The organism is Mesorhizobium sp. USDA 3734 (assembly GCF_056279665.1).
This window is the reverse complement of sequence record NZ_JBWCCW010000001.1, coordinates 2458355-2481525: the sequence shown is the minus strand read 5'-3', so window position 1 is coordinate 2481525 and position 23171 is coordinate 2458355. Positions and strand designations below refer to the sequence as shown.

At 63.4% G+C, this 23171-nt stretch carries 17 protein-coding genes; 6 read left to right on the top strand and 11 right to left on the bottom strand.

Annotation, left to right across the window (positions count from 1 at the left end):
- Positions 1-140: 140 nt before the first annotated feature.
- Positions 141-1616 carry a cobyric acid synthase gene (locus ACZ89F_RS11815; RefSeq protein ID WP_476092066.1) on the bottom strand — a complete coding sequence of 492 codons (1476 nt, stop codon included), beginning with the start codon at positions 1614-1616 and terminating at the stop codon, positions 141-143.
- Positions 1616-2230 (bottom strand): dimethylsulfonioproprionate lyase family protein, encoded by a 615-nt coding sequence (locus tag ACZ89F_RS11810; protein WP_476092064.1) that lies wholly within the window; start codon positions 2228-2230, stop codon positions 1616-1618. Before ACZ89F_RS11810 ends, ACZ89F_RS11815 begins: the two co-directional genes overlap by 1 nt.
- A gap of 138 nt (positions 2231-2368) precedes the next feature.
- On the opposite strand from ACZ89F_RS11810, the gene ACZ89F_RS11805 reads away from it, so the two are divergent.
- Together ACZ89F_RS11805 and mmsB are read left to right on the top strand one after the other, a co-directional pair.
- Positions 2369-3535: an isobutyryl-CoA dehydrogenase gene (locus tag ACZ89F_RS11805; RefSeq protein WP_476092062.1), complete on the top strand. Its 1167-nt coding sequence runs from the start codon at positions 2369-2371 to the stop codon at positions 3533-3535.
- Positions 3536-3561: 26 nt separating this feature from the next.
- A complete protein-coding gene (mmsB, locus tag ACZ89F_RS11800) occupies positions 3562-4446 on the top strand; it encodes a 3-hydroxyisobutyrate dehydrogenase (RefSeq protein ID WP_476092061.1) in 885 nt (294 codons plus the stop codon).
- Positions 4447-4760: 314 nt separating this feature from the next.
- Here the strand turns inward: mmsB and ACZ89F_RS11795 are convergent, their stop codons facing one another.
- The 7 genes from ACZ89F_RS11795 to ACZ89F_RS11765 form a co-directional block, all read right to left on the bottom strand.
- A complete protein-coding gene (locus tag ACZ89F_RS11795) occupies positions 4761-7199 on the bottom strand; it encodes a GcvT family protein (protein WP_476092059.1) in 2439 nt (812 codons plus the stop codon).
- 192 nt (positions 7200-7391) lie between these two features.
- A complete protein-coding gene (locus tag ACZ89F_RS11790; protein ID WP_476092057.1) occupies positions 7392-8036 on the bottom strand; it encodes a cytochrome c oxidase assembly factor Coa1 family protein in 645 nt (214 codons plus the stop codon).
- 82 nt (positions 8037-8118) lie between these two features.
- Positions 8119-8484: a hypothetical protein gene (locus ACZ89F_RS11785; protein ID WP_476092055.1), complete on the bottom strand. Its 366-nt coding sequence runs from the start codon at positions 8482-8484 to the stop codon at positions 8119-8121.
- Positions 8485-8626: 142 nt separating this feature from the next.
- Positions 8627-10006: an aspartate aminotransferase family protein gene (locus ACZ89F_RS11780; protein ID WP_476092053.1), complete on the bottom strand. Its 1380-nt coding sequence runs from the start codon at positions 10004-10006 to the stop codon at positions 8627-8629.
- 248 nt (positions 10007-10254) lie between these two features.
- The gene (locus tag ACZ89F_RS11775) at positions 10255-12327 is read right to left on the bottom strand and encodes a prolyl oligopeptidase family serine peptidase (protein ID WP_476092051.1); all 2073 of its coding nucleotides are present in this window, start codon (positions 12325-12327) and stop codon (positions 10255-10257) included.
- A 73-nt stretch (positions 12328-12400) separates the two neighbouring features.
- The gene (locus ACZ89F_RS11770) at positions 12401-13573 is read right to left on the bottom strand and encodes an MFS transporter (RefSeq protein ID WP_476092049.1); all 1173 of its coding nucleotides are present in this window, start codon (positions 13571-13573) and stop codon (positions 12401-12403) included.
- Between the two features lie 111 nt (positions 13574-13684).
- Entirely contained in the window at positions 13685-14860 is a 1176-nt protein-coding gene (locus ACZ89F_RS11765) for an MFS transporter (protein ID WP_476097267.1), read from the bottom strand.
- A gap of 260 nt (positions 14861-15120) precedes the next feature.
- Here ACZ89F_RS11765 and ACZ89F_RS11760 point away from each other — a divergent pair, with 260 nt between their 5' ends.
- The 4 genes from ACZ89F_RS11760 (at position 15121) to ACZ89F_RS11745 (ending at position 21251) form a co-directional block, all read left to right on the top strand.
- A complete protein-coding gene (locus ACZ89F_RS11760) occupies positions 15121-16698 on the top strand; it encodes a trimethylamine methyltransferase family protein (protein ID WP_476092047.1) in 1578 nt (525 codons plus the stop codon).
- Between the two features lie 135 nt (positions 16699-16833).
- Positions 16834-17316 (top strand): endonuclease domain-containing protein, encoded by a 483-nt coding sequence (locus ACZ89F_RS11755; RefSeq protein WP_476092045.1) that lies wholly within the window; start codon positions 16834-16836, stop codon positions 17314-17316.
- Positions 17316-19886, top strand: a complete 2571-nt coding sequence (locus tag ACZ89F_RS11750) for a GcvT family protein (protein WP_476092043.1) — start codon at positions 17316-17318, stop codon at positions 19884-19886. The genes ACZ89F_RS11755 and ACZ89F_RS11750 overlap by 1 nt, the downstream gene beginning before the upstream one ends.
- A 9-nt stretch (positions 19887-19895) precedes the next feature.
- Positions 19896-21251 (top strand): M24 family metallopeptidase, encoded by a 1356-nt coding sequence (locus ACZ89F_RS11745; protein ID WP_476092041.1) that lies wholly within the window; start codon positions 19896-19898, stop codon positions 21249-21251.
- Here the strand turns inward: ACZ89F_RS11745 and ACZ89F_RS11740 are convergent.
- Both ACZ89F_RS11740 and ACZ89F_RS11735 read right to left on the bottom strand, forming a co-directional pair.
- Positions 21216-22043: a phosphate/phosphite/phosphonate ABC transporter substrate-binding protein gene (locus ACZ89F_RS11740; RefSeq protein ID WP_476092039.1), complete on the bottom strand. Its 828-nt coding sequence runs from the start codon at positions 22041-22043 to the stop codon at positions 21216-21218. The two genes, ACZ89F_RS11745 and ACZ89F_RS11740, sit on opposite strands and share 36 nt — an antisense overlap.
- Positions 22044-22134: 91 nt before the next feature.
- Positions 22135-23145, bottom strand: coding sequence for a fatty acid desaturase (locus ACZ89F_RS11735; protein ID WP_476092037.1), 1011 nt, complete (start codon positions 23143-23145; stop codon positions 22135-22137).
- Between the last annotated feature and the right edge of the window lie 26 nt (positions 23146-23171).

Genomic DNA, 23171 nt, shown 5'->3' with positions numbered 1-23171 from the left:
CAACGGAGCAGAATTCTGCACCGCAGCAGCGCGCGGAAGTCGGGGCATGGATCCTCGGGTCTGCGCCGCGTCGCTACGCTCCTTGCTCCGCCCGTGGATGACGAAGCGATAGGCGGTCTTGCTAATCGCCTGCGCCGAAATTACCGAGCCAACGCAAAGATCGCGTCGCAGTCGAGATGGGTCTCCAACTCCGCTGCGACCTCGTCCAGCGCCCGCTCGACTTCGGCCCGGTAGTCGACGCCCCCGCCCTTGATGCCGAGGCTTTCGAGGAATTTCCCGCGAAAGCCGTCGGCGCCAAACAGGCCGTGCATATAGGTGCCGATCACCTTGCCGTCGGCCGACACCGCCCCGTCCTCGACGCCATTGATGATTGCCGACGGCCGCAGCGTATCTGGCCCGGTGGTGCGGCCGAGATGGATTTCGTAGCCTTCGAGCGGCAGGTCGAACGGCACCGAGCGGGCACTGACATTGCGCACTGTCTTTTCCGGTTCCATCACCGTTTCGACGTCGAGCAGGCCAAGCCCCTCGGCCTCGGTGACGCTGCCTTCGATGCCGTCGGGATCGCGCACCATGCGGCCCAGCATCTGGAAGCCGCCGCAAATGCCGACGACATGGCCGCCACGTTTGCGATGGGCAAGAAGGTCGCGATCCCAGCCGTTCTCGCGGAATTTCAGGAGATCGCCGATCGTCGACTTCGAGCCTGGAATGACCACCAGCCCGGCATCGGCGGGCAGCGGTTTTCCCGGCGGCACGAACACCACCTCGACCTGCGGTTCGGCCTTGAGCGGGTCGAGATCGTCGAAATTGGCGATACGGCCAAGCACCGGCACGGCCACCTTCAGCGCGCGCGTCTCGCCGGAAGCCAGCCGCTCCAGCACCACCGAATCTTCCGAAGGCAAGCGCGCCGCCGCCTTCAGCCATGGTACGACGCCAAAACAGCGCCAGCCCGTGAATGTCTCGATCGACCTGATGCCGTCGTCGAACAGCGAAACGTCGCCACGAAACTTGTTGATGAGGTAGCCGACGATCATGCGCCGGTCCTCCTCCGGCAGGATCAGATGCGTGCCGGCCACCGAAGCGATGACGCCGCCGCGATCGATGTCGCCGACCAGCACCACCGGCACGTCGGCACGTGTGGCAAAGCCCATATTGGCAATGTCGCGGCTACGAAGGTTGATCTCGGCCGGCGAGCCGGCGCCCTCGACGATGACCAGATCGGCGCCCTCGCCGACCTTGCCCCAGGAGTCCAGCACGGCGTCCATCAGCCGGCCCTTCATCGCCTGGTAGTCGCGCGCCCGCGCCTCGCCGAACACCTTGCCCTGCACGATGACCTGCGCGCCGACATCGGTCTGCGGCTTGAGCAACACCGGGTTCATGTGGACTGATGGCGCCACGCCGCAAGCGATCGCCTGCAGCCATTGCGCGCGGCCGATCTCACCGCCGCCGGCATTGTTGTCGCCCGGTATGTCGGCGACAGCGGCGTTGTTCGACATGTTCTGCGGCTTGAATGGCCGCACCTTCAGGCCACGCTTTTTTGCCGCGCGGCAGAGGCCGGCGACCAGCACCGTCTTGCCGACATCGGAACCCGTGCCCTGCAGCATGATCGCTTTGGCCATCAGCCACTGCCCTGCGTCACGGTTCCGGTGATATCGGATTTCTGCGCCAGCGGCCCGCCGCGCCAGATGTAGAGCGCCAGCAACGGCTCTTTGCCGGTACGCATCGCATGATTGACGTTGGACGCGTGGTGGACGACCTCGCCGGCTGTGCGCAAGCAAAAGCCGCTCTCGCCCATGCGCCACTGGGTGCCGCCGGTCAGCGGAATGTAGATTTCCTCGGCAAGGTGATGGTGGTCGGGATAGACGATATCTGGTCCAAGGATAAGCAGGCCGGCGGCGGCCGCGTCATTGGCGAAGTGGCCTCGGGTGCCGAACACTTCCAGCCAGCCGTAATTGTCGATGAACTCTTTTCCAAAGTCCGCCTCCCCATAGGTCTGCCCCCAGCGGAAATCATTCCGACGCTCGGCAAGCAGTTGCACCAGCGGCCTGGCATCCGGCGGCGCCAGTTCGGCGGCGCGATCGAGATGGCGCAGGCAGGCAAGCGGGTGCGGCTCCAGCGTGCGGGCCGGCATGTCCCAGTCGATCCGGGCCACGGCATCGCGCACCAGGGCGTGATCGACGGATGCAAGGTATGCGTGGAACCGGCCCAGCAGGTCATCGAATTTTGTCGTCACATCTTGCTCCGGACATGCATTGGTGCACAGCCGCTCCGCAGGGGATCGGGTTGCGCGGCGGCATCATTGGTCTAGATTGGTGCGCGCGCAAAGCCAAAAACGACAGGCCAACAGGTCGAAGATATTAGGGAGCACGCCATGGACGCCGCGGTCGATGCGAGCACCAGCCAGTTCGAGCTCAACGAGGAACAGCGCGCCATCCAGGAGATGGCGCAGGCCTTCGCCGCCGACCGCGTCGCGCCGAATGCGCTCGATTGGGACCGCAACAAGCATTTCCCGGCCGACGTGATCCGCGAGACCGGGCCGCTCGGGCTCGGCGGCATCTATATCAGGGACGATGTCGGCGGTTCGGCGCTTGGCCGGCTCGATGCCGTCCTGATCTTCGAGGCGTTGTCGCACGCCGATCCGGCTTTTTCGTCCTTCATCTCGATCCACAACATGGTGGCCTCGATGATCGACCGTTTCGGCAATGACGAGCAGCGTCAGCACTTCCTGCCGAAGCTCACCTCGATGGAATGGCTGGCGAGCTACTGCCTGACCGAGCCCGGCTCCGGTTCCGATGCCGCGGCGCTGAAAACGCGTGCGGTCAAGAGCGGCGGTGACTATGTCCTCAACGGCACCAAGCAGTTCATCTCCGGCGCCGGCGATAGCGATGTCTATGCCGTCATGGTGCGCACCGGCGCTGACGGGCCGAAAGGCATTTCCACCATCGTCGTGCCGAAAGATGCACCAGGCCTCTCGTTCGGCGCCAACGAGCACAAGATGGGCTGGCACATGCAGTCGACCCGCCAGGTCATCTTCGAGGATTGCAAGGTGCCGGCGGAGAACCTTTTGTCCGGCGAAGGTGCGGGCTTCGGCATTGCCATGGCCGGGCTCGACGGCGGCCGGCTGAACATCGCCGCCTGTTCGCTGGGCGGCGCGCAGTCGGCGCTCGACAAGGCCCTTTCCTATACCGCCGAGCGCAAGGCCTTCGGCTCGAAGATCAACCAGTTCCAGGCTTTGCAGTTCAGGCTGGCCGACATGGAGACCGAGCTGCAGGCAGCGCGCATCTTCCTCTATGCCGCCGCCTCCAAGCTCGACCGCAAGGCGCCGGATGCCGGCAAATGGTCGGCGATGGCCAAGCGCTTCGTCACCGATACCGGCTTCAATGTCGCCAACGATGCGCTGCAACTGCTCGGCGGCTACGGCTACCTGCACGACTACGGCATCGAGAAGCTGGTGCGGGACCTGCGTGTTCACCAGATTCTCGAAGGCACCAACGAGATCATGCGCGTCATCATTGCGCGCGCCCTGATCGGCCGCTGAAGCCAGCAAACTCCGGGAGAGAGACAATGACGACGATCGCCTTCATCGGCCTTGGCAATATGGGCAATCCGATGGCCGCCAACCTGGTCAAGGCCGGTCATGCCGTGCATGGCTTCGACCTGATGCCAGAGAATTTGACCGTCGCGCGCGAGCATGGCGTCGTCATCATGGCCAACGGGCCGGCCGCGGTGAAGGATGCCGACGTGGTGATCACCATGCTGCCTGCGGGCAAGCATGTGCTGTCGGTCTATGAGGACATCGCGCCCAAGGCGAAAAAAGGCGCGCTGTTCATCGATTCCTCGACCATCGACGTCGAATCGGCGCGCAAGGCGCATGCCATTGCCGCCAAACACGGCCTGCTGTCCATCGATGCGCCCGTCTCGGGCGGCACCGGCGGTGCTGCCGCCGGCACGCTGACCTTCATGGCCGGAGGCTCCGGCGATGCCTTCACTGCTGCCGAGCCGATCCTGAAACCGATGGCCGGCCGCATCGTCCATTGCGGCGGCGACGGCGCCGGCCAGGCGGCAAAGATCTGCAACAACATGATCCTTGGCATCTCGATGATCGGCGTCGCCGAAGCCTTCGTCCTGGCCGAAAAGCTCGGCCTGTCGCATCAGGCGCTGTTCGACGTCGCCTCGACCTCCTCCGGCCAATGCTGGTCCTTGACCACCTATTGCCCGGTGCCCGGCCCGGTGCCGACTTCGCCCGCAAACAGGGACTACAACCCAGGATTTGCAGCGGCACTGATGCTGAAAGACCTGAAGTTGTCCCAGGAAGCCGCGCAAAGTGCCGGCGCCGTGACGCCACTTGGCGCCGAAGCAGCCCAGCTCTATGCCTTGTTCAACGCCCAGGGACATGGCGGCACGGATTTCTCCGGCATAATTAATTTTCTAAGGGGTTACCCAGCGTAACCAACGGATTTGGTGGACTTTTTCCGATTTTCTTCGGCAGAAAAAATGCAAATTTAGATTTGCTTAAGCTCTCGATAACCCCCCGGTAACGATGTCCCTATAAAACGGATTGCGAGGCGGACATATCGCATCCGCCCGGCGCTCCGGATCAGGTCTCGCGTACCGGAGCCCGTAAGTTTCGCAAAGTGTTCGAGTAGCGAAGCGCCATGCGTATCTGGCAAAGCCGCGTTCCGATGGAGCGCGGTTTTTGCGTTTTGCCCTGCGGCGCGCTTTGAGACCATAGACAAACCCGGGCAACTATACTCCGGGATGCCTCACATGCGCCCGCGGGCGCCTTCCGGATCATAGGGCGAGTCGGCGATCACTGTTGCCGTGCGGCGCTCGCCGAGGATGGATACCTCGAGCTCGGTGCCGGGCGACACAAGCTCCAGAGGCAGCAGCGCAAGTGCGATGTCGTGACCAAAAGTATAGGAGTAGCCTGCCGAAGTGACGTGGCCGACGAGCTCGCCTTCGCGGTAAACTCCCTCGAAAGCGAACGCGCTCGCGCCGTCGGTGTCGATCGACAGCGTGGCGATCCGGCGTGCCGTTCCCTGCTTCTGTTTTGCGGCCAATGCCGCGCGGCCGATGAAGTCCCCCTTGTCGAGGCTGACGAAGCGGTCGAGACCGCTTTCCCAGGCAGACAGTTCGAGGTTCATATCGCGATACATGGCACGGTAGGATTTATCGAGACGAAGCGATTCCAGCGCTTGAAGTCCGACCAGCCTCAGCCCGTGCGCCTCTCCCGATACGAGAAGTGCATCCAGCAAATGCCGCTGATAGCAGAGTGGATGATAGAGTTCCCATCCCAGTTCGCCCGAATAATTGACGCGCAGCAGTCGCACATCGCTGGCCATGCCGACGGTGCCGGACTGCACGCTGAACCATGGGAAGGCCTCGTTGGAGAGGTCGATCTCCGTCAGCGGCTGCAATATGTCGCGCGCCTTCGGCCCAACCACCGTGAAGCTGCCGCGATCCTCGGTGACGTTGCGCAGATGCACGCTGCCGTCCTTCGGCAACAGCCGGCCGAGATCGTCAAGGTTCCAGCGCTCGGCGCGCGGCGTCGATATGAGGTAGAACAGATCGCTCCGCAGCCGCGCCACCACATACTCGGCCTGCACACCGCCGGCCGGCGTCAGGTGATGGGCAAGAGCGACACGACCGGGTCGCGGCAGTCTGTTGGCCAGGATCCCGTCGAGCCAGCCCTCGGCGCCCGGTCCGCTGACCTCGAACTTGGTCATTGGTGTCATCTCGACCAAGCCAGCGGCCTGGCGGACCGCCTGGACCTCCGCGGCGACGTGGTTCCCTTTGGAGGTCCAGCGCCAGCTGTAGAAATTGCGCGCTTCGACACCCGCGGGCGCAAACCAGCTCGGCATCTCCCAGCCGTTCAACACATCCCATACCGCGCCGAGCTGGCTTAGACGGTCATAGGACGGGGCCGTTTTCTGCGGTCGCGCCGCTGGCATGTCCTGGCCTGGATAATGCTGTGCGGCGTGAGTGCCCCAAGCTTCCCGGACCTTTGCCCGGGTCCAGTTCTTATTGGCATATTGGCCGAACCGGCGGGGATCCAGCTCCGCCGTGTCGATGCTGTTGCCACCCTCCACGATCCGTTCGGAGAGGTAGTAGCCAATTGCACCGCCCCAAAGGATGCCTCCCGGCACCCCTTCGGCGAGCCAGACATTCTCCAGGCCCCACGCCTGCCCCATCAGTGGCAGTTCGTCGGCTGTCATCTGGAAAGGCCCGCGCACGTTCCGCTTGATGCCGGCGCGTCCGAGCGCGGGAACCAACTCGGTCGCGCGCTCCCAATTCCAGGAAACGGCATCGAAATCCTCATCGAGCAGATCGGCGCCGAACCATTCCGGGACGCCGTTTTCGGCGAACAGCTTGAGCTGTTCGGTACGCTCATAGGGACCGAACATCAGCCCGTCCCCCTCTTCGCGCAGATAGCCCTCGTAACCCTCGTCCCTGAGGATCGGCATCTCCGGAAGACCAAGCCGTTTGCGTTCCACAATTTCGGGAACCGCCTCGGTGATCCAGTACTGATGCAGGATCGGGATCGCGGGAATGTCCAGGCCCAGCATGGCGCCTGTCTGGCGTGCGTAATTGCCGGTCGCAAGGATGACATGTTCACAGACGATGTCACCGCGTGAGGTCCTGACCCTCCACTCGCCGCTCGGCATCCGTTCGAAACCCACAACCTCGGTATCAAGATGGATCTTCGCGCCAAGGTCGCGTGCACCCTTGGCCATGGCCTGGGTGACATCAGCCGGTGCAATGTGGCCGTCATCGGGATGGTAGAGGGCACCCAGCATGCTGTTGTTGTCGAGCAGCGGCCAGATCTCTCGCGCCTCCGCGGGCGAGACGATCCGGGCCCGCACACCCTGGACCTCGGCGACGTCCATATAGCTTTTGTACTCGTCCAGCCTGTCGCGCGTATTGGCAATGCGCAGTTGGCCGCATTTGTGCCAGCCGACGTTCTGGCCCGTCTCCGCCTCCAGGCCCTCATAGATCTCAATCGACCTGACGATCATGCGGCCGACATTGCGGCTGCGTGCGTAAGAGGGGATGAGCCCCGCGGCATGCCATGTCGACCCGGCCGTAAGCTGTGTTCGCTCCAGCAGCGCCACATCGGTCCAGCCGCGCTTTGCCAGGCCGTAGAGAATGCCGGCACCCACACAGCCGCCACCGACCACGACCGCACGAACAGAACTCACCATATGCGCGTGCCCTTGTATGAAATTGCCACCGGTCCACATGAACGCGTCCGCATACTGTCAGACGGCCTCTGGTTTTTCAGCACTTTTCCTTGAGGGGAACGCAGCAGAGGTCACCCGCGTGTTGGGCCACAAAGCCAGCCGAACCGTCAGCCGTCGCGCCGCCTATAGGCCGCGATTTTGCGTTTTGCCCTGCTATATTCCGATTGCCGCATTCGGGATCGGGACATGATCTTCGTTGATCAGCACGATCGGTGCATCGGCTCCCTCGACCCTGACGACCAGCAGGCGCAGGCTCCATGTGCCGGCTGTGCGGACAGCGGTTGAGTAGGCAGTGCCCTTTCCCTTGGCGCCGTGGACCGGAATGCTGAACTGGGCGTCGCCCGCCCCATTCGCATTGACATTGAGATGGCCACCGACCCAGAAACTGTCGGCCAAATCATCACCCAGCGCCGCCTTGACGCGGTCGTCGGCGCGAAGCCGGTCCATCGTCATGTGGTAGGCATCGCTGCCTTTCAGGACGTAGGGGATGCTGCCGACCATCGTTGCGCAGCCGCCGATCCCGACCACCCAGACGGCAAGCCCGGCGATTGCCCAGTTGCGTTGCGTCTTGCGAAACTGTTCCGCGTCGCGCCAGGCGCGGTTTTGCCACGCCCAGCGACTGCCGCGCGCACCAAGCACGATGATCATGATGATGTTGACGACAGGGATCAGCGCCAGCAGCGCGATGAAGGTGCTGTTGCCGATGCCCCAGATCCAGTTGAGGAAGAAGGCGCCCCAGTTCCAGCGGTCGAGTTCGGCTGGAATTTCAGCCGGCTGGTTGAGCGGTTGTCCGGCCATCGTGTCCCCCATCGGTAACTGCACCGACTGGTTCTAGCGCATGCGCTCCTCGATGCGCAAAATCAAAGTTCTGCAACCTCGGTCAGGTCTTGTTGGACAGCCGGCGAAAATTCGCTTTCACGGTACGGCTTGCCGGCTTCAGCGCGGCGCTGATCGAGCGTTCCGCGGCGACACCGTTGAACAGCGACGGCGTGCGGCCGGAAAAGACTTCCGGCCAGAAACGCGATGCCGACTGCAGGAAAGACATTTGCGCCGCAAACGCGCCTTCGGCCATGGCGGTGGTCTTTTCGTTCACCGCACGCGCGGTCTCCGTGCTCCATGGCTGGCTGCTCCCGCCATCCATGGCCATCAACGGCAGCCGCATCATCGCCACCAGCGGCGCCAGCATCAGGTCGCCGCTGATGCTGGCCGCTTCTTGCGTCCGTCGGCTCTTGCCGGTCTTTCTCATGAAAACAAACCCCTTGTCGCAGCCGAATCAGCCGCTGCCCCACACACTACGCGCTGGGGATGGGATTCGTTCCCTCTTCGCTTCAGCATGGACCTGGAAGCCGGGCGTTCCCACCAGGAACGCCCGGCCGAGGTTCCGAGCCTTACCGCTTGCGCAAATCGGCTTGCGCCAGATCCAGCGCCTTCGAGATGCGGTCGCAGGCCATGTCGATGGTGTCGCGAGTCCAGATCAGCGGCGGCGACAGGATCATCGTATCGCCGGTGGCGCGCAGCATCATGCCGTGCGCGATCGCGTGATCACGCAACATCACCGCCGCACTTCCAGCCGGCAGGAAGCGCTCCCTGGTCGCCTTGTCCTTGACGATCTCGATCGCGCCCATCAGTCCAATCGAGCGCACTTCGCCGACCAGGTCATGCCCTGCAATGCGCTCCTGCAACGCCTTAGCGAAGTAAGGGCCGGTATCGTTCCGGACGCGATCGACCAGCCCTTCCCGCTCGATGATCTCGAGGTTCTTCAGCGCCACGGCGCAGGCCACCGGGTGTCCGGAATAGGTGTAGCCGTGATTGAACTCGCCGCCCTTCTCGACCAGCGTCGAGGCGATGCGGTCGCCGACCAGCAATGCCGACAGCGGCTGATAGCCCGAGGTCAGCGCCTTGGCCGTGGTGATCGTGTCGGGCTCGATGCCGAGCGTCTGCGCAGCGAACCACTCGCCGGTGCGGCCATAGCCGGTGATGACCTCGTCCAGCATCAGCAGGACATCATATTTGCGGCAGATGCGCTGCACCTCAGGCCAGTAGCTGGCCGGCGGGATCTTCACGCCGCCCGCCCCCATCACCGGCTCGCCGATGAAAGCGGCGACCTTGTCGGCGCCGGCTTCGAGAATGGCATCCTCCACGGCCTTTGCGGCGCGCAGGCCGAAATCATGATCGCTTTCGCCGGCCAGAGCCAGCTCATAGGCATAGGGCATCATGACATGGACGATGTTGGGCACCGCGCCGCCGAGCTGCTTGTGCATGCCGTCCATGCCGCCGAGCGACGTGCCGGCAACGGTCGAGCCGTGATAAGCCATCTTGCGCGAGATGATGCGGTTCTTCTCCGGCTTGCCCTCCAGCACCCAGTAGTGGCGCACGAGACGCAGCGCGGTGTCGTTGGCTTCCGAACCGGACGAGCCGTAGAACACCTGGTTGACGTGCTTCGGTGCGATCTCCGCCAGTTTCTTGGACAGCAGCACCGGCGTCGGGGTCGAGCATTTGAAGAAGGAGTTGTAGTAAGGCAGCTCCTTCATCTGCGCATAGGCAGCCTCGGCCAGTTCGTCACGGCCATAGCCGATGTTGACACACCACAGCCCCGCCATGCCGTCGAGGATTTCGGCCCCTTCGGAATCGTAGATGAACGGCCCATTGGCATGGGTGATGATGCGCGAACCGGCTTCGCGCAGTTCCTTGTGGTCGGTGAACGGATGGAGATGATGCGCGGCGTCGATCTGCTGAAGCTGCTTCAGCGAATAATTCTGATAGGTCATGAATCTGATCTTTCCTCTGGCTTCTATCCGGCCCAGGCCGGGGCGAATGCGTCAGAGGCAGACAGGTGGCGAATAGCCGATGCGGGCGCACAGCCGCAAAAGCTCGGCGCGCAGCGTGCGCGATGACGGTGTCACCGCGACCCGAAATGCACGAGCTGATAGTCTAGCGAGAGCCATGGAAGGCACCTTAGAGCAAAGGGCGGTCGAGGTGAACCACCCTTTGCGTCGGCAATGCTTCCCTCCTCCGGTTATGCCTTCCCGGCCAGCGCCCTTTGGAGGAAGACATATTTCATCGCCGTTTGCGCCGCCTGCGGCCGGCGGTCGCCCCGGCCGCCATGCCCGCCCTCGGTCTCCTCGAAGAACATCGTCTTGGCATGACCGGCTTCCTGCAGGCGTGCGGCCATCTTGCGCGCATGGCCGGGATGGACCCGGTCGTCAGCGGTTGACGTCGTCAGCAGCACCGGCGGATAGGCCGCATCGGCGTCGACATGCTGATAGGGCGAGTAGGCTGAAAGCCACTTCGCGTCTTCCGGTTTCGACGGATCGCCATATTCGGCCATCCATGAAGCGCCGGGCGGCAATTCGGTGTAGCGCAGCATGTCGAGCAGCGGCACCTCGATGATGACGGCGCCGAACAGCTCGGGATGCTGCGTCAGCGAAACGCCCGTCAGCAGGCCGCCATTCGAACCGCCCTGGATGCCGAGCGAGGCTGCTGTCGCAATCCCGCGTCGAACGACATCCTGCGCAACCGCGGCGAAATCGTCGAATCCGTTCTGGCGATTGCCCTTGAGCGCCGCCTGATGCCAGGCCGGGCCAAACTCGCCGCCGCCGCGGATGCAGGCTTGCACATAGGCATTGCCCTTCTCCAGCCACAAGCGGCCGCGCACGCCGGCATAGCCGGGCAGCAGCGGCACTTCGAAACCGCCATAGCCATAGAGCAGCGTCGGCACCGGACCTTTCTGGTCGCGCCGCCTGACGACGAAATAGGGGATCATCGTGCCGTCCTTCGAGCGCGCCTCGAACTGTTCCGAGATCAGCGGCGAGGCATCGAAACGCGCCGGCTGCGACTTCACGGTAGCGAGCGTCTCGCCATTGTCGTCAGACCAGATGATCGAACTCGGCGTCAGGAAATCGGTGAAGGAGAAGGAGACGGTCGAGCCGAAATGCTCGGCATGGCTGATGCCGACATTACCGTTTTCGGGCAGCGCGACCGGTTTCAGCGACCAACTGCCATCCTTGCGCTCGCAGACGACGACCTTGCCGCGCACATTGTCCATCAGGTTGATGAACAGCCGGTCCTGCGTGCGGGCAATGCCGGCGATGGACACGCGATATGCCGGCTCGAACAAGGTTTCCACAGGTCCGAGCGCGCCGGTCTCGACCCAGTGCGCCAGATCCAGCGAATAGAGGCCATCAGGCTTGCAAACCGTGCCGTCGGGCGCCGTCCATGGGCTACGCACGCCGAAGACGAGCTGATCCCTGAAGATTGCCGTATCGGTCATGTCGTCCGGCAGCGGCAGCTGTTTGTTTTCGCCGGAAGGTAGCCGCAGGAAGATGTGCGACGCGAAGAAATTCAGCGTCCGGGCCAGGATCAGATAGCGTCTGTCGCCATCGAACTCGACGGCGGCACCAACGGCGAGATCCTCCTTCTGCGCCTCGAAGATCGGTGTCGCGTCTTCAAGCTTGGTGCCGCGCTTCCAGAGCTTGATCACACGCGGATAACCGGAGTCGGTCTTGTCGGACTCTTCGAACGCGGCGGAAACAATCACGGTATCCTTGTCCAGCCAGCTGAAGCCCGACTTGGAAGCCCGCGCGTGAAACCCATCTTCTACGAACGATTTGGTTTCGATGTCGAATTCGCGCATCTCGCTGGCGTCGCCGCCATCCGGCGACATCGAGACCAGGCAAAGGTTGAAGTCCGGATAGAGCCGGCTGGCGCCGCTGAACACCCATTTGATCCCCTCCTTCGCCGCAAGCTGGTCGAAGTCGACGATCGTTTCCCAGTCGGGCTTCTCGGTCTTGTAGGAAGCGACCGTTGTGCGGCGCCAGAGGCCGAGCACATTGGTCTTGTCCTGCCAGAAATTATAGACATGGCCGGCAATGGCGGCGCCGACAGCGATGTTGTCCTCCGCCGTCATCAGGTCGAGCGCGGTCTGGAACGACGCCTGATAGGACGGATCCCCCTGCAGTTCGCCAACCGTGACCTCGTTCTGGCGATGCACCCAGTCGAGCGACTGCTTGGCAGTCCTGTCCTCCAGCCAGAGAAACGGATCGTCGGTCGAAGGAGCGGAATTTGGCGTCTTGGTGGCGGGTTTGGTCATGAGGTCTCCGATAAACGTGTCGCTTTTCTTGGCACTGCCAACATCGATATGCTGTGTCCGATATTCAATATGTTCAGCGCACGATTGAGGCTTTCCGCCGACAAACCAGGCTCGCGATCGCCAGCGCTAGACACATCAGACCGAGCGTGATCGGCAAACCTCTCGCGCCCAGGATATCCATGGCGGTGCCCGCCAGCGGCGGCACCGCGATACCGCCGACGCCCCACATCAAGGAAAAGGCGGCATTGCCGGCGACCAGTGTCGAGCCGGTGAAGCGCTCGCCGAGTTCGATGATCGACATCGTGTAGATGCCGTAAGAGACAGCGCCCCAGACAAAGATCATCGGCCAGATCAGCGGCGTCTCGATGAGAAGCGGCAGAAGCAGGCAGCCGAGCACCGTGATCGCGACGCAGGCAAGCCGCACCAGGCGCGCGGAAAGCCTCTCCGCCAGCAGGCCGAGCGGCACCTGCATGGCGATGTTGCCGGCAATCATCACCGACAGCAGCGCCGACATGCGGGTTTCAGTGATGCCGTGATGGGTGCCATAGACAGGCAGCAGCGCCAGCGCTCCCGTTTCGAAGCCGCCGGTCACCATGACGGCAAACAAAAGCAGCCAGGCCAGCGGCACGAAGCCAAGGACGGAAACCTGATGCCCGGCCTTGTCGACCTTTGGCAAGCGCGGCAGCACCAAGGCCAGGCAGATGCCGCACAGCACGAAGGCGAAAATGCCGACGAGGAAGGGCGGCCAGCCCTCAGTGCCGACGGCAAGCAGGCAAAGCGGCCCGGCCGCGAAGCCGGCCGAGATGATCGTCGTATAGACGCCCATGACGCGGCCGCGCCGCGCCGGCGGCGCCAGCGCAATCACCCAGATCTCGCTCAGCACGTAGAGCGGATTGGTCACCACGCCGATCAGGAAGCGCAGCGGAAACCACAGATAGACATTCTGCGTCCAGCCGATCAGCGCCAGCACGATTGCGGACAGAGCCGCACAGGTAAGCGCCGTGCGTCCTGCCCCGAACCGCCGCGCCAGCGCCGGGATCAGCGGTGACGACAGGATGAAGCCGACCGGCGTCATCGCCGCCGACAGGCCGATCATCGCCGGAGAAACACCCTGGCGCTGCAAAATGAAGCTCAACAGCGGATAGGACAGCCCCTGCGCGATGGCGAACACCGAGACGGTCGCGATCACACCGGTAATCGCGGCCCATTGCATCGTCTCATCGTCGTTCGATTCGGCCAGAGTCATTGTGTGCACCGCCATCGGGCTGCAGGATTAGCGATTGAGTTGGATGGTGGTAAGTACCCGGCGGGCGAAAACCGCATGTTCCAGACAATGCTTGTCAGGAAGCTGGGCCTGTCAGGAAGCTCGGCGCACCGACGAGCGATACAGCGCGAACACCACCAGCACAGCGTCGAGGCCGGCGATCACGACCGGCAGGCCGAGCGGGCCGATGCCTTGCATGAGCAGGCCGGCGCCGGGCGGGCCGACGATGCCGCCTGCGCCCCACATCAGCGCGAAGGCAGCGTTGCCGGCGACCAGCACCGAGCCCTTGAACCGGCTGCCGAGTTCGACCAGCGCCATGGTGTAGACGCCGTAGCCGACCGCGCCCATCACCAGCAGCACGACCCAGATCAGCGGCGTCATGATCAGCAGCGGCAGCAAAAGCGCGCAGGCGCTCGTTGCCAACGCACAGACGATGATCATGGCACGGCCACCAAAACGCTCCGCCAAGAGGCCGAGTGGAATCTGCAGCAGGATGTTGCCCAGGGAAAGCGCCATCACCAGCAAGGCCAGCACCGCTTCCGCCAGACCGTAACTGGCGCCGAAGACCGGAACCAACGCATAGGTGCTCTGCTGGACCGCCGCCGAGACCAGCACGGCAAGCAGCAGCGCCGGCGCCATTTTGGCAAAGCCGACTAGGCCGCTCGCAGACTGGCCGTCATCCTCGAAACCGGTCAGCTTTGACGAGACGGCGTGCAGGATCACCGCGCAGAGCGTGAAGCCGGCGACACCGACCAGGAAGGGCGCCCAGCCCGACGTGCCCAGCAGGGTCAGCGCGAATGGCCCGGTCGCGTAACCGGCGCCCAGCAACGTGTTGAACACGCCCATCACCCTGCCGCGCCGCGACGGCGGCGCCAGCGACAGCGCCCACACCTCGCCAAGGATGTAGAGCGGGTTGATGACCACGCCGATGATGAAGCGGATGACGAACCAGGCCACCCAGTCCTGCAGATAGCCGATGCCCAGGAAGCAGAGCGCGCCGATCAGCGAGCAGCCGACCGCCAGGTTGCGCGCGCCGACCCACCGCACCGCCGCCGGCACGAAGGAGGCCGACAGGATCAGGCCGAGCGGCATCATTGCCGCCGACAGGCCGACCAGCGCCGGCGACATGCCTTGCTTCTGCATCAGCAGCGTGAACAGGGGCGAGCTCAGCCCTTGCGCCGCGCCGAACATGGCAAGTGCCGCGGTGACACCGGCAAGCGCTGCCCATTGCGTTCCCGCTTCGCCTTCGCTCGAGCCGGTCGCGACCATGCTGATTCTGTCATCCATGTGAAGCGCTGGCTCTCCTGGCCAGCAAGCCCGACTAGCTAGTGGTTCGATCCGAGCAAAGGAAGGGCCGGACGGCGAAATCCGCTTGCGCCAACGGGGTGGTGGGATCAAGCCGATGCCGTGGTCGCACAGCTGCCGTTCCGGCATGTCGCTTCCCTCGCCCTAGTGGTCGCCGCCTCCGCAATGGCTGGACAGCCGCCGGTCCATTATGCCGCCCGCTATCGCATCGTACGAGGACCATCATGACCGCCGCCCTACAACCCTCGGAACCGGCACTGGCCACCGACCGCGCCCGTCGCGGCGGCCGCGCCGGAAAGCGCGCCGGCGGCTCGGCCGCGTTCGAGCAGCCGGCTTTTCGCCAGCTGAAGAACCCGCTGACGCCGACCAGGCTGGTCTCCGACGACGAGCTGGAATCGATCCACCTCGCTTCCTTGCGCGTTCTGCGGGAAATCGGCGTCGACGTGCTGCATGACGAAGCACGCAGCATCATGAAGGCGCATGGCGCCGACGTACGCGAGGGCAGCGAGCGGGTGCGCTTCGACAGCGACATGATCCTCGAACTTGTGTCGCACTGCCCGTCGGAGTTCACCATCCATGCCCGCAACCCCGCGCACAATGTGCGCTTCGGCGGCAACAATGTGATTATCTCGATGATGGCATCGGCGCCCAATTGCTCCGACATCGATCGCGGTCGCCGGCCCGGCAACCAGCAGGACTACCGCAACTTCCTCAAGCTCGCGCAGATGCACAATATCCTGAACTGTACGGGCGGCTATCCGGTCGAGCCGACCGACATCCATCCGTCCGTCCGCCACCTCGAATGCATCCGCGATCTCAGCGTGCTCACCGACAAGGTGTTCCACATCTATTCGCTCGGCAAGGAGCGCAATGTCGACGGCATCGAGATCGCCAGGATCGCGCGCGGCATCAGCCACGAGCAGATGCTCGAAGAACCGTCCGTCTTCACCATCATCAACACCAATTCGCCGCTCAAGCTCGATGTGCCGATGATGGAAGGCATCATCCAGATGTCGAGCAAGGGCCAGGTCGTCGTCGTGACGCCGTTCACGCTGTCGGGCGCCATGGCGCCGGTCACCATTGCCGGCGCGCTGGTGCAGCAGAACGCCGAAGCGCTGTCCGGCATCGCCTTCGCCCAGATGGTGCGCAAGGGCGCCCCCGTCGGCTATGGCGGCTTCACCTCCAATGTCGACATGAAGTCCGGTTCGCCGGCCTTCGGCACACCGGAATACATGAAGGCACAGCTGGTCGGTGGCCAGCTTGCCCGCCGCTACAACATCCCCTACCGCACCTCCAACACCTGCGCCGCCAACACGGTCGACGCGCAGGCGGCTTATGAAAGCGTGTTCTCGCTGTGGGGCGCCATCCAGGGTGGCGGCAATCTGATGATGCATGCCGCCGGCTGGCTCGAAGGCGGCCTGCGCTGCTCCTACGAGAAGACCATTCTGGACATCGACCTGCTGCAGATGGTGGCCGAATTCCTGACCCCGCTCGACCTTTCCGAGGAGGCGCTCGGCTTCGACGCCATCCAGTCGGTCGGCCCGGGCGGCCATTTCTTCGGCACCCAGCACACACAGGACCGCTACAAGACCGCCTTCTACTCGCCGATCCTGTCCGATTGGCGCAATTACGAGACCTGGGCGGAAGCCGGCTCGCCGACGGCGCTCGAAAAGGCCAACAAGGTCTGGAAGGAACGGCTTGCGTCCTACGAAGAGCCCTATATGGACCCGGCCATCCGCGAGGAACTCAACGCCTTCGTCGACAAGCGCCGGTCCGAGGGCGGCGCGCCAACCGATTTTTGATCAATGTTGTTGATGAACAGTCGACCCCCACTCCGTCGAGCTGCGCTCGCCACCTCTCCCCCGATCGACGGGGGAGAGGAAAGGCGTGAACTTACGCCGGCTGGCTCCCTTCCTCTCCCTCCGGAGGGGGGAGAGGTGGCGCCGCGAAGCGGCGACGGAGTGGGGGAAGCCGCTGGTCAAACCCGCAGTCGCCGCAAGACAGGCACAACCCACCGTGCGCGTAACCTTCGGCAAGCAGGCAATCAAGCGGAAGCCTTGCTTTGGCTTGAGCTAAAGGCGCGCAAGCTCGGCGGCTATCGTTTTACGCGTCAGTTCTCCATCGGCCCATTTTTTGCAGACTTCGCCTGCCGCGAAAAATGGCTCGTCGTCGAACTCGATGGACACCAACACGCAGACAATTCCTATGACCGCCGCCGCGACGACTTCATGCGCGCCCAAGGCTATTCGATCCTGCGTGTCTGGAGCCATGATGTCCTGAAACATCGTACTTCCGTCTGTGAAGCCATTCTTGCCGCGCTTGATGGCAGGCTGGCCGAAAACGTCGCAGTCTCCGACCTCCGCTTTGTCTTCGCGCAGCGCTCACCCGATTCAATCTCTTCAAAAACGGATCTATCTTGATGAAATCTCACGTAAAAGCGGTTGTCATCGGCGGCGGCGTCGTCGGCTGCTCGGTTCTCTATCACCTGGCCAAGGCCGGCTGGACCGACATCATGCTGATCGAGCGCTCGGAGCTGACCTCCGGCTCGTCCTGGCATGCGGCGGGCGGCTTCCACACGCTGAACGGTGATCCCAACGTCGCCAAGCTGCAGGCCTATACGGTGCAGCTCTACAAGGAGATAGAGGAAATATCCGGCCAGTCGTGCTCGCTGCATTTGACCGGCGGCGTAATGATGGCCGATACGCCCGAGCGCATGGATTTCCTGCGCCTTGCCCACGCCAAGGGCCGCTATCTCGGCATGGACACCGAACTGATCACCCCGTCCGAAGCCAAGGCGATGTTTCCGCTGATGGACGAGACCAATTTCGTCGGCGCCATGTGGGACCCGGTCGAAGGCCATCTCGATCCTTCAGGCACCACCATCGCCTATTCCAAGGCGGCGAAAAAACTCGGCGCCGAGATCGTGCTGCGCAACCGTGTCGTCGAACTGACGCAGGAGGTCGACGGCACCTGGAACGTCGTCACCGAAAAGGGCACGGTAAAGGCCGAGCATGTCGTCAACTGCGGCGGCCTATGGGCGCGCGAGATCGGCCGGATGGTCGGCGTCGAACTGCCGGTGCTGGCCATGGAGCACATGTATCTCTTGACCGAGCCAATGCCCGAGGTCGAGGAATTCAACAAGTCGACCGGCCGCGAAATGATCGGCGTGCTCGACTTCAAGGGCGAGATCTACACCCGCCAGGAGCGCAACGGCATCCTGCTCGGCACCTATGAGAAGGCCTGCAAGCCGTGGTCGCCGGTCAACACGCCGTGGGATTTCGGTCACGAATTGCTGCCGCCGGACCTCGACCGCATCGCGCCGTCGCTCGAAATCGGCTTCAAGCATTTCCCCGGCATCGAGAAGGCCGGCATCAAGCAGATCATCAACGGCCCCTTCACCTTCGCGCTCGACGGCAACCCTCTGGTCGGCCCGGTGCAGGGCCTGACCAATTTCTGGTGCGCCTGTGCCGTCATGGCCGGCTTCAGCCAGGGCGGCGGCGTCGGCCTCGCTTTGTCGAACTGGATGGTGCATGGCGATCCCGGCTTCGACGTCTGGGGCATGGATGTCACCCGCTTCGGCGAATGGGCCGGCCTGCGCTACACCAACGCCAAGGTGCGCGAAAACTATTCGCGCCGCTTCTCCATCCGCTTTCCCAATGAGGAACTGCCGGCCGCACGCCCGGCGCAGACCACGCCGCTCTACGACACGATGCTGGCCAACAATGCCGTCATGGGCGACTCGTGGGGTCTCGAAACGCCGCTCTGGTTCGCACCGAAGGGCAAGGAACCGAAGGATATCGTCTCCTTCCACCGCTCCAACGACTTCGGGCCGATCGGCGAGGAAGTGCGCGCCACGCGCGAGCGTGTCGGCGTCACCGAGATCGCCAACTTCGCCAAATACGAAGTGTCGGGACCTGCGGCCGAGGATTTCCTCAACCGGCTGATGACCAACCGCATGCCGAAGACCGGCCGCATCGTTCTGACGCCGATGCTCAACGAATTCGGCAAGCTGATCGGCGACTTCACCATCGCCAAGGCAGCAGAAGACCGCTTCATGATCTGGGGCTCGTCGGCGGCGCAGAAATACCACATGCGCTGGTTCGAGAAGCATCTGCCGAAGGACGGGTCGGTGCGCATCCACCGTTTCGACCAGACTCTTGTGGGACTTTCGATCGCCGGACCGAAGTCACGCGACTTGCTGCAGAAGCTGGTCGACGTCGACATCTCGACCAAATCCTTCCGCTTCATGGATTTCCGCGAGATGGCGGTCGGCGGCGCGCCGTGCCTGGTCAACCGCATCACCTACACCGGCGATCTCGGCTACGAAATCTGGATGGCGCCGGCATACCAGCGCCTCGTCTATCAGGCGATCAAGAACGCCGGCGAGGAGTTCGGCCTCGTCGATTTCGGCATGCGCGCTCTGCTCTCCATGCGCCTCGAAAAGAATTTTCCGACCTGGTTCCGCGAATTGCGGCCGATCTACGGACCGTTCGAAGGCGCGATGGATCGCTTCATCAAGCTCGAGAAGAACGACTTCATCGGTCGCGAGGCTGCCGCCAAGGAGCAGGCGGAAGGACCAAAACTGCGCCGCGTCTCCTTCATCGTCGATGCCGCCGACGCCGATGTGATGGGCGACGAGCCGATCTGGGCCAAGGTCAGCAAGGACTACGGCACGGTGGAAAAGCCACATGGCTATGGCGCGCCGCGCTTTGACAAGAGTGGCAAGGAAGTACGTGGCTCTAAGGCGGCCGAAGGCGCTTCCGCCGTGCGCGGTATCGTCGACGGCGACTGGCGCGTGGTTGGCTGGGTCACGTCGGGCGGCTATGCCCACTATGTGAGGAAATCGATGGCGCAGGGCTATGTGCCGGCGGCTCTTGCCGAGGACGAAAGTGCCGGGCTGTTCGAGATCGAGATCCTCGGACACCGCCGACCGGCCCGCATCAATGTCGAAGCGCCTTTCGACCCGAGCGGCGAGAAGATGCGAACCTGAGGTTCGATCATGGACAATGGGGCGCCAAAGGGCAGCTTTGGCCGCCATCGCAAGATCATGCCGTTCGAGCCCGGCTCGATCGAAGCTTTGCGTGACGCTTCCCGCCAGAAGGCGGCGTCGCTCAACCAGCATGTGCTGGGCTATGGCGCACAGGCGGAAGCTGAATGGGCCGCGGCAGGCATTGCCGCACCCGATCTTCCGGCGATGCGCCAATACCGGTTGAAGCGTATTCGCGCCGAGTTGAAGCGCCGTGGCTATGCCGGCGCCCTGCTCTACGACCCCGTCAACATCCGCTATGCAACCGACAGCACCAACATGCAGCTGTGGGTGGCGCATAACCCGACGCGGCATTGTTTTGTCGCCACCGACGGGCCGGTGGTGCTGTTCGACTATTTCTCCTGCGAGCACCTGTCCGACCATTCCGGCGTCGTCGACGAGGTGCGGCCGGCGGTATCGTGGATGTATCTCTATGGCGGCGAGCTGACCGAGCAGAAAGTCCGCCGCTGGGCCGCCGGAATCGCCGACCTAGTCAGGGAACATGGCGGCGGCAACAGCCGCATCGCCGTCGACCACATCAATCCGGAAGGCGTCGAAGAACTGGCTCGCCTCGGCATTTCCATCGGCAACGGCGAAGCGGTGATGGAAAACGCGCGGCTGATCAAATCACCCGACGAGATCCTCGCCATGCGCCGTGCCATTGTCGCCTGCGAGGCGGCAATGGGCGAGATGGAACAGGCGCTGAAGCCGGGCATTTCCGAGAACGAATTGTGGGCGGAACTTCATCGCGGCAACATCGCGCGCGGCGGCGAATGGATCGAGACCCGGCTGCTGGCGTCGGGCCCGCGCACCAATCCATGGTTCCAGGAATGCTCGTCACGCAAGATCGAGGCTGGCGACCTCGTCGCCTTCGACACCGACCTGATCGGCCCTTACGGCTTCTGCGCCGACCTCTCGCGCACATGGCTGTGCGGCGATACAATGCCAACCAACGAGCAGCGCGACCTGTTTCGCATCGCCGCCGATCAGATCGAACACAACACGGCTCTGATGCAGCCGGGCATCTCGTTTCGCGACCTTGTCGAACGCTCGGCGGTGCCGCCCGGCGACTGCTTCCCGACGCGCTATGGCGTGCTCTATCACGGCGTCGGGCTGGCCGATGAATACCCGACGCTGCCGCATGTCAGCGACTGGACATCAGACACTCCGGACGGCGTGCTGGAGCCCGGCATGGTGCTGTGCGTGGAAAGCTATATCGGCAGGCTTGGTGGCCGCGAGGGCGTCAAGATCGAGGAGCAGATCCTGATCACCGAAACCGGTAACGAACAGCTCTCAACCTACCCGTTGGATGCGAGGCTGCTCGCCTAGTCCGGCAATGGCCTCACGCAGCGCCTTGACCGTCTTTTCCGGCGTCGTTGCGGCGGTGATGTAAGGCAGGCCTTTGCGCCGTCCCGTCCAGCCGACGACCGCCACCTTTTTCGCCGCCGGCTCGAAGCGCTGCGCCAGCGCCCAGCTCTCGCAGTCGATCGCCGCAACATCGGCCCTGCCTTCGGCAATGGCGATGATCGAAGCGCGGTGGCCGCCGCTTTCGCTGCGCGACGAGAACATGTCCAGGCTTTCGCCGGCCGCTTGCAGGTCGCGCGTCAATCCGAGGAATCCCGACATCGAATCGAGGCTGTTGAAGGTGAAGCGCTTGCCGCGGATCAGATCCAGCGGGAGCAAGGGGCTGCCATCCGCAGGCGATCGAACTTCCGGCCCCTCGCCTTTCCGCATCACCAGAGCGCTCGAATAGAGCTCGCCCTGCCCGCCTTCATAGGCGTCGTAGCCTGGCTGGGCAACCACCTGCACATGCCTGGACAGGCCGAGTTCCATCGGCCCCCAGCAGGTCTGCGCGAAAAGCAGCGCCGGGTGCAGCCACAGTCTGTGAAAATCGAATTCGTCCGGCGGCAATGTCGCCGGGTCGGGCGCAACGAGTTTCCCCTCAGCATCGCGAATACCGCCTGGCACCAGTGGCAGGTCACCATTGCGGCGCACGATGGATTGCGGCGCGGCGACACCCTTTTGCCGGAAGGCATCGCGCAATCGTGCCCATTGCGCGTCGACCTCGTCGCGCACTTCGGGCCAGTCATACATCGGCAACGCCGCAACCAATTCACTCATGCCGACACTCAATCATCATGTCTGGAAAGAGGATCGCAAAAACGCGGCGTCCAATCAGAATTGGCCGACACGAATCCCGGATATGTCGGAATTATTCCTTGGGCGGCTCGGCGGGAACCGGCGCACTGCCAAGCCCGCTGATGCTGCGCGCCCTGATGCGCGGCTTGAAGGCCCTGCCCGGCTCGGCTTGACGCCGCAACACCGGATGCACGATCGGCTCTTTCGCCTTGAAGGCATAGGCTTTGATCAGCGCGAAATAGTTCGGATAGGCATAGCCATTGTTCATCCGCAGCCATTCCTCGCGGCGGTCACGAAACAGCTTGGGTAGCTTGTACCAGGCCACGGTCGGCGTCTTGTGGTGGACGAAGTGCAGATTGTTGTTGAGGAACAGGAACGACAGCGGCGAGCGCTCGACGATCACCGTGCGGCCTTCCGGATGTTCCGACCATTGATGCTCGGCGAAAGTACGGATCGAGATCAGCGACTGGCCGAGCCAGACCGGCACCAGAACGTAAAGCCACAGCGGGATGCCGAAGCCGAACTGGACGATCGGTATCACGATGGCGAGGCCGATCGCATGCAGCAGCCACGCCTTGCGGATCGCCTTGTCGCCGGCGAACATCTGCCTGGCGTCGTCGATGAAGAAACCGACGCAGGACAGCCAGGGGCCGAGCACGAACCGTCCGGCCATGGTGTTGTTGACCTTGAGCAGGAATTTCATCGTCGGCGGCAGCTCGTCATGCTGCCAGAGAGCCTGATAATAGCTCTCGGGATCGTCCAGCGGGTCGGTCAGCCGCTCGTCGGCGTGATGGCGCAGATGGATGGTCTTGAAACGGCGGAACGGCCAGACCAGACCGATCGGCAGGAACACAAAGGCTTCGTTCACCCGCGCATTGCGTGTCGGATGACCGTGCAGCACTTCGTGCATGATCGAAGATTGCAGTGCGGCGGTGAAAGCCAGGACGGCGAGCGCCAGGACGGGGTAGGATGGCCAGAGCAGGAAACCGGTGGCGAGCCATGTCGCGTAACAGAAGAAGGCGAGTACCACGGTCGGCCACTCGATGGCCGGTACGTCATGTCGCCTGATGCTCTTGCTCGTCATGCTATCGACCACTGTCCCTCAGTCGC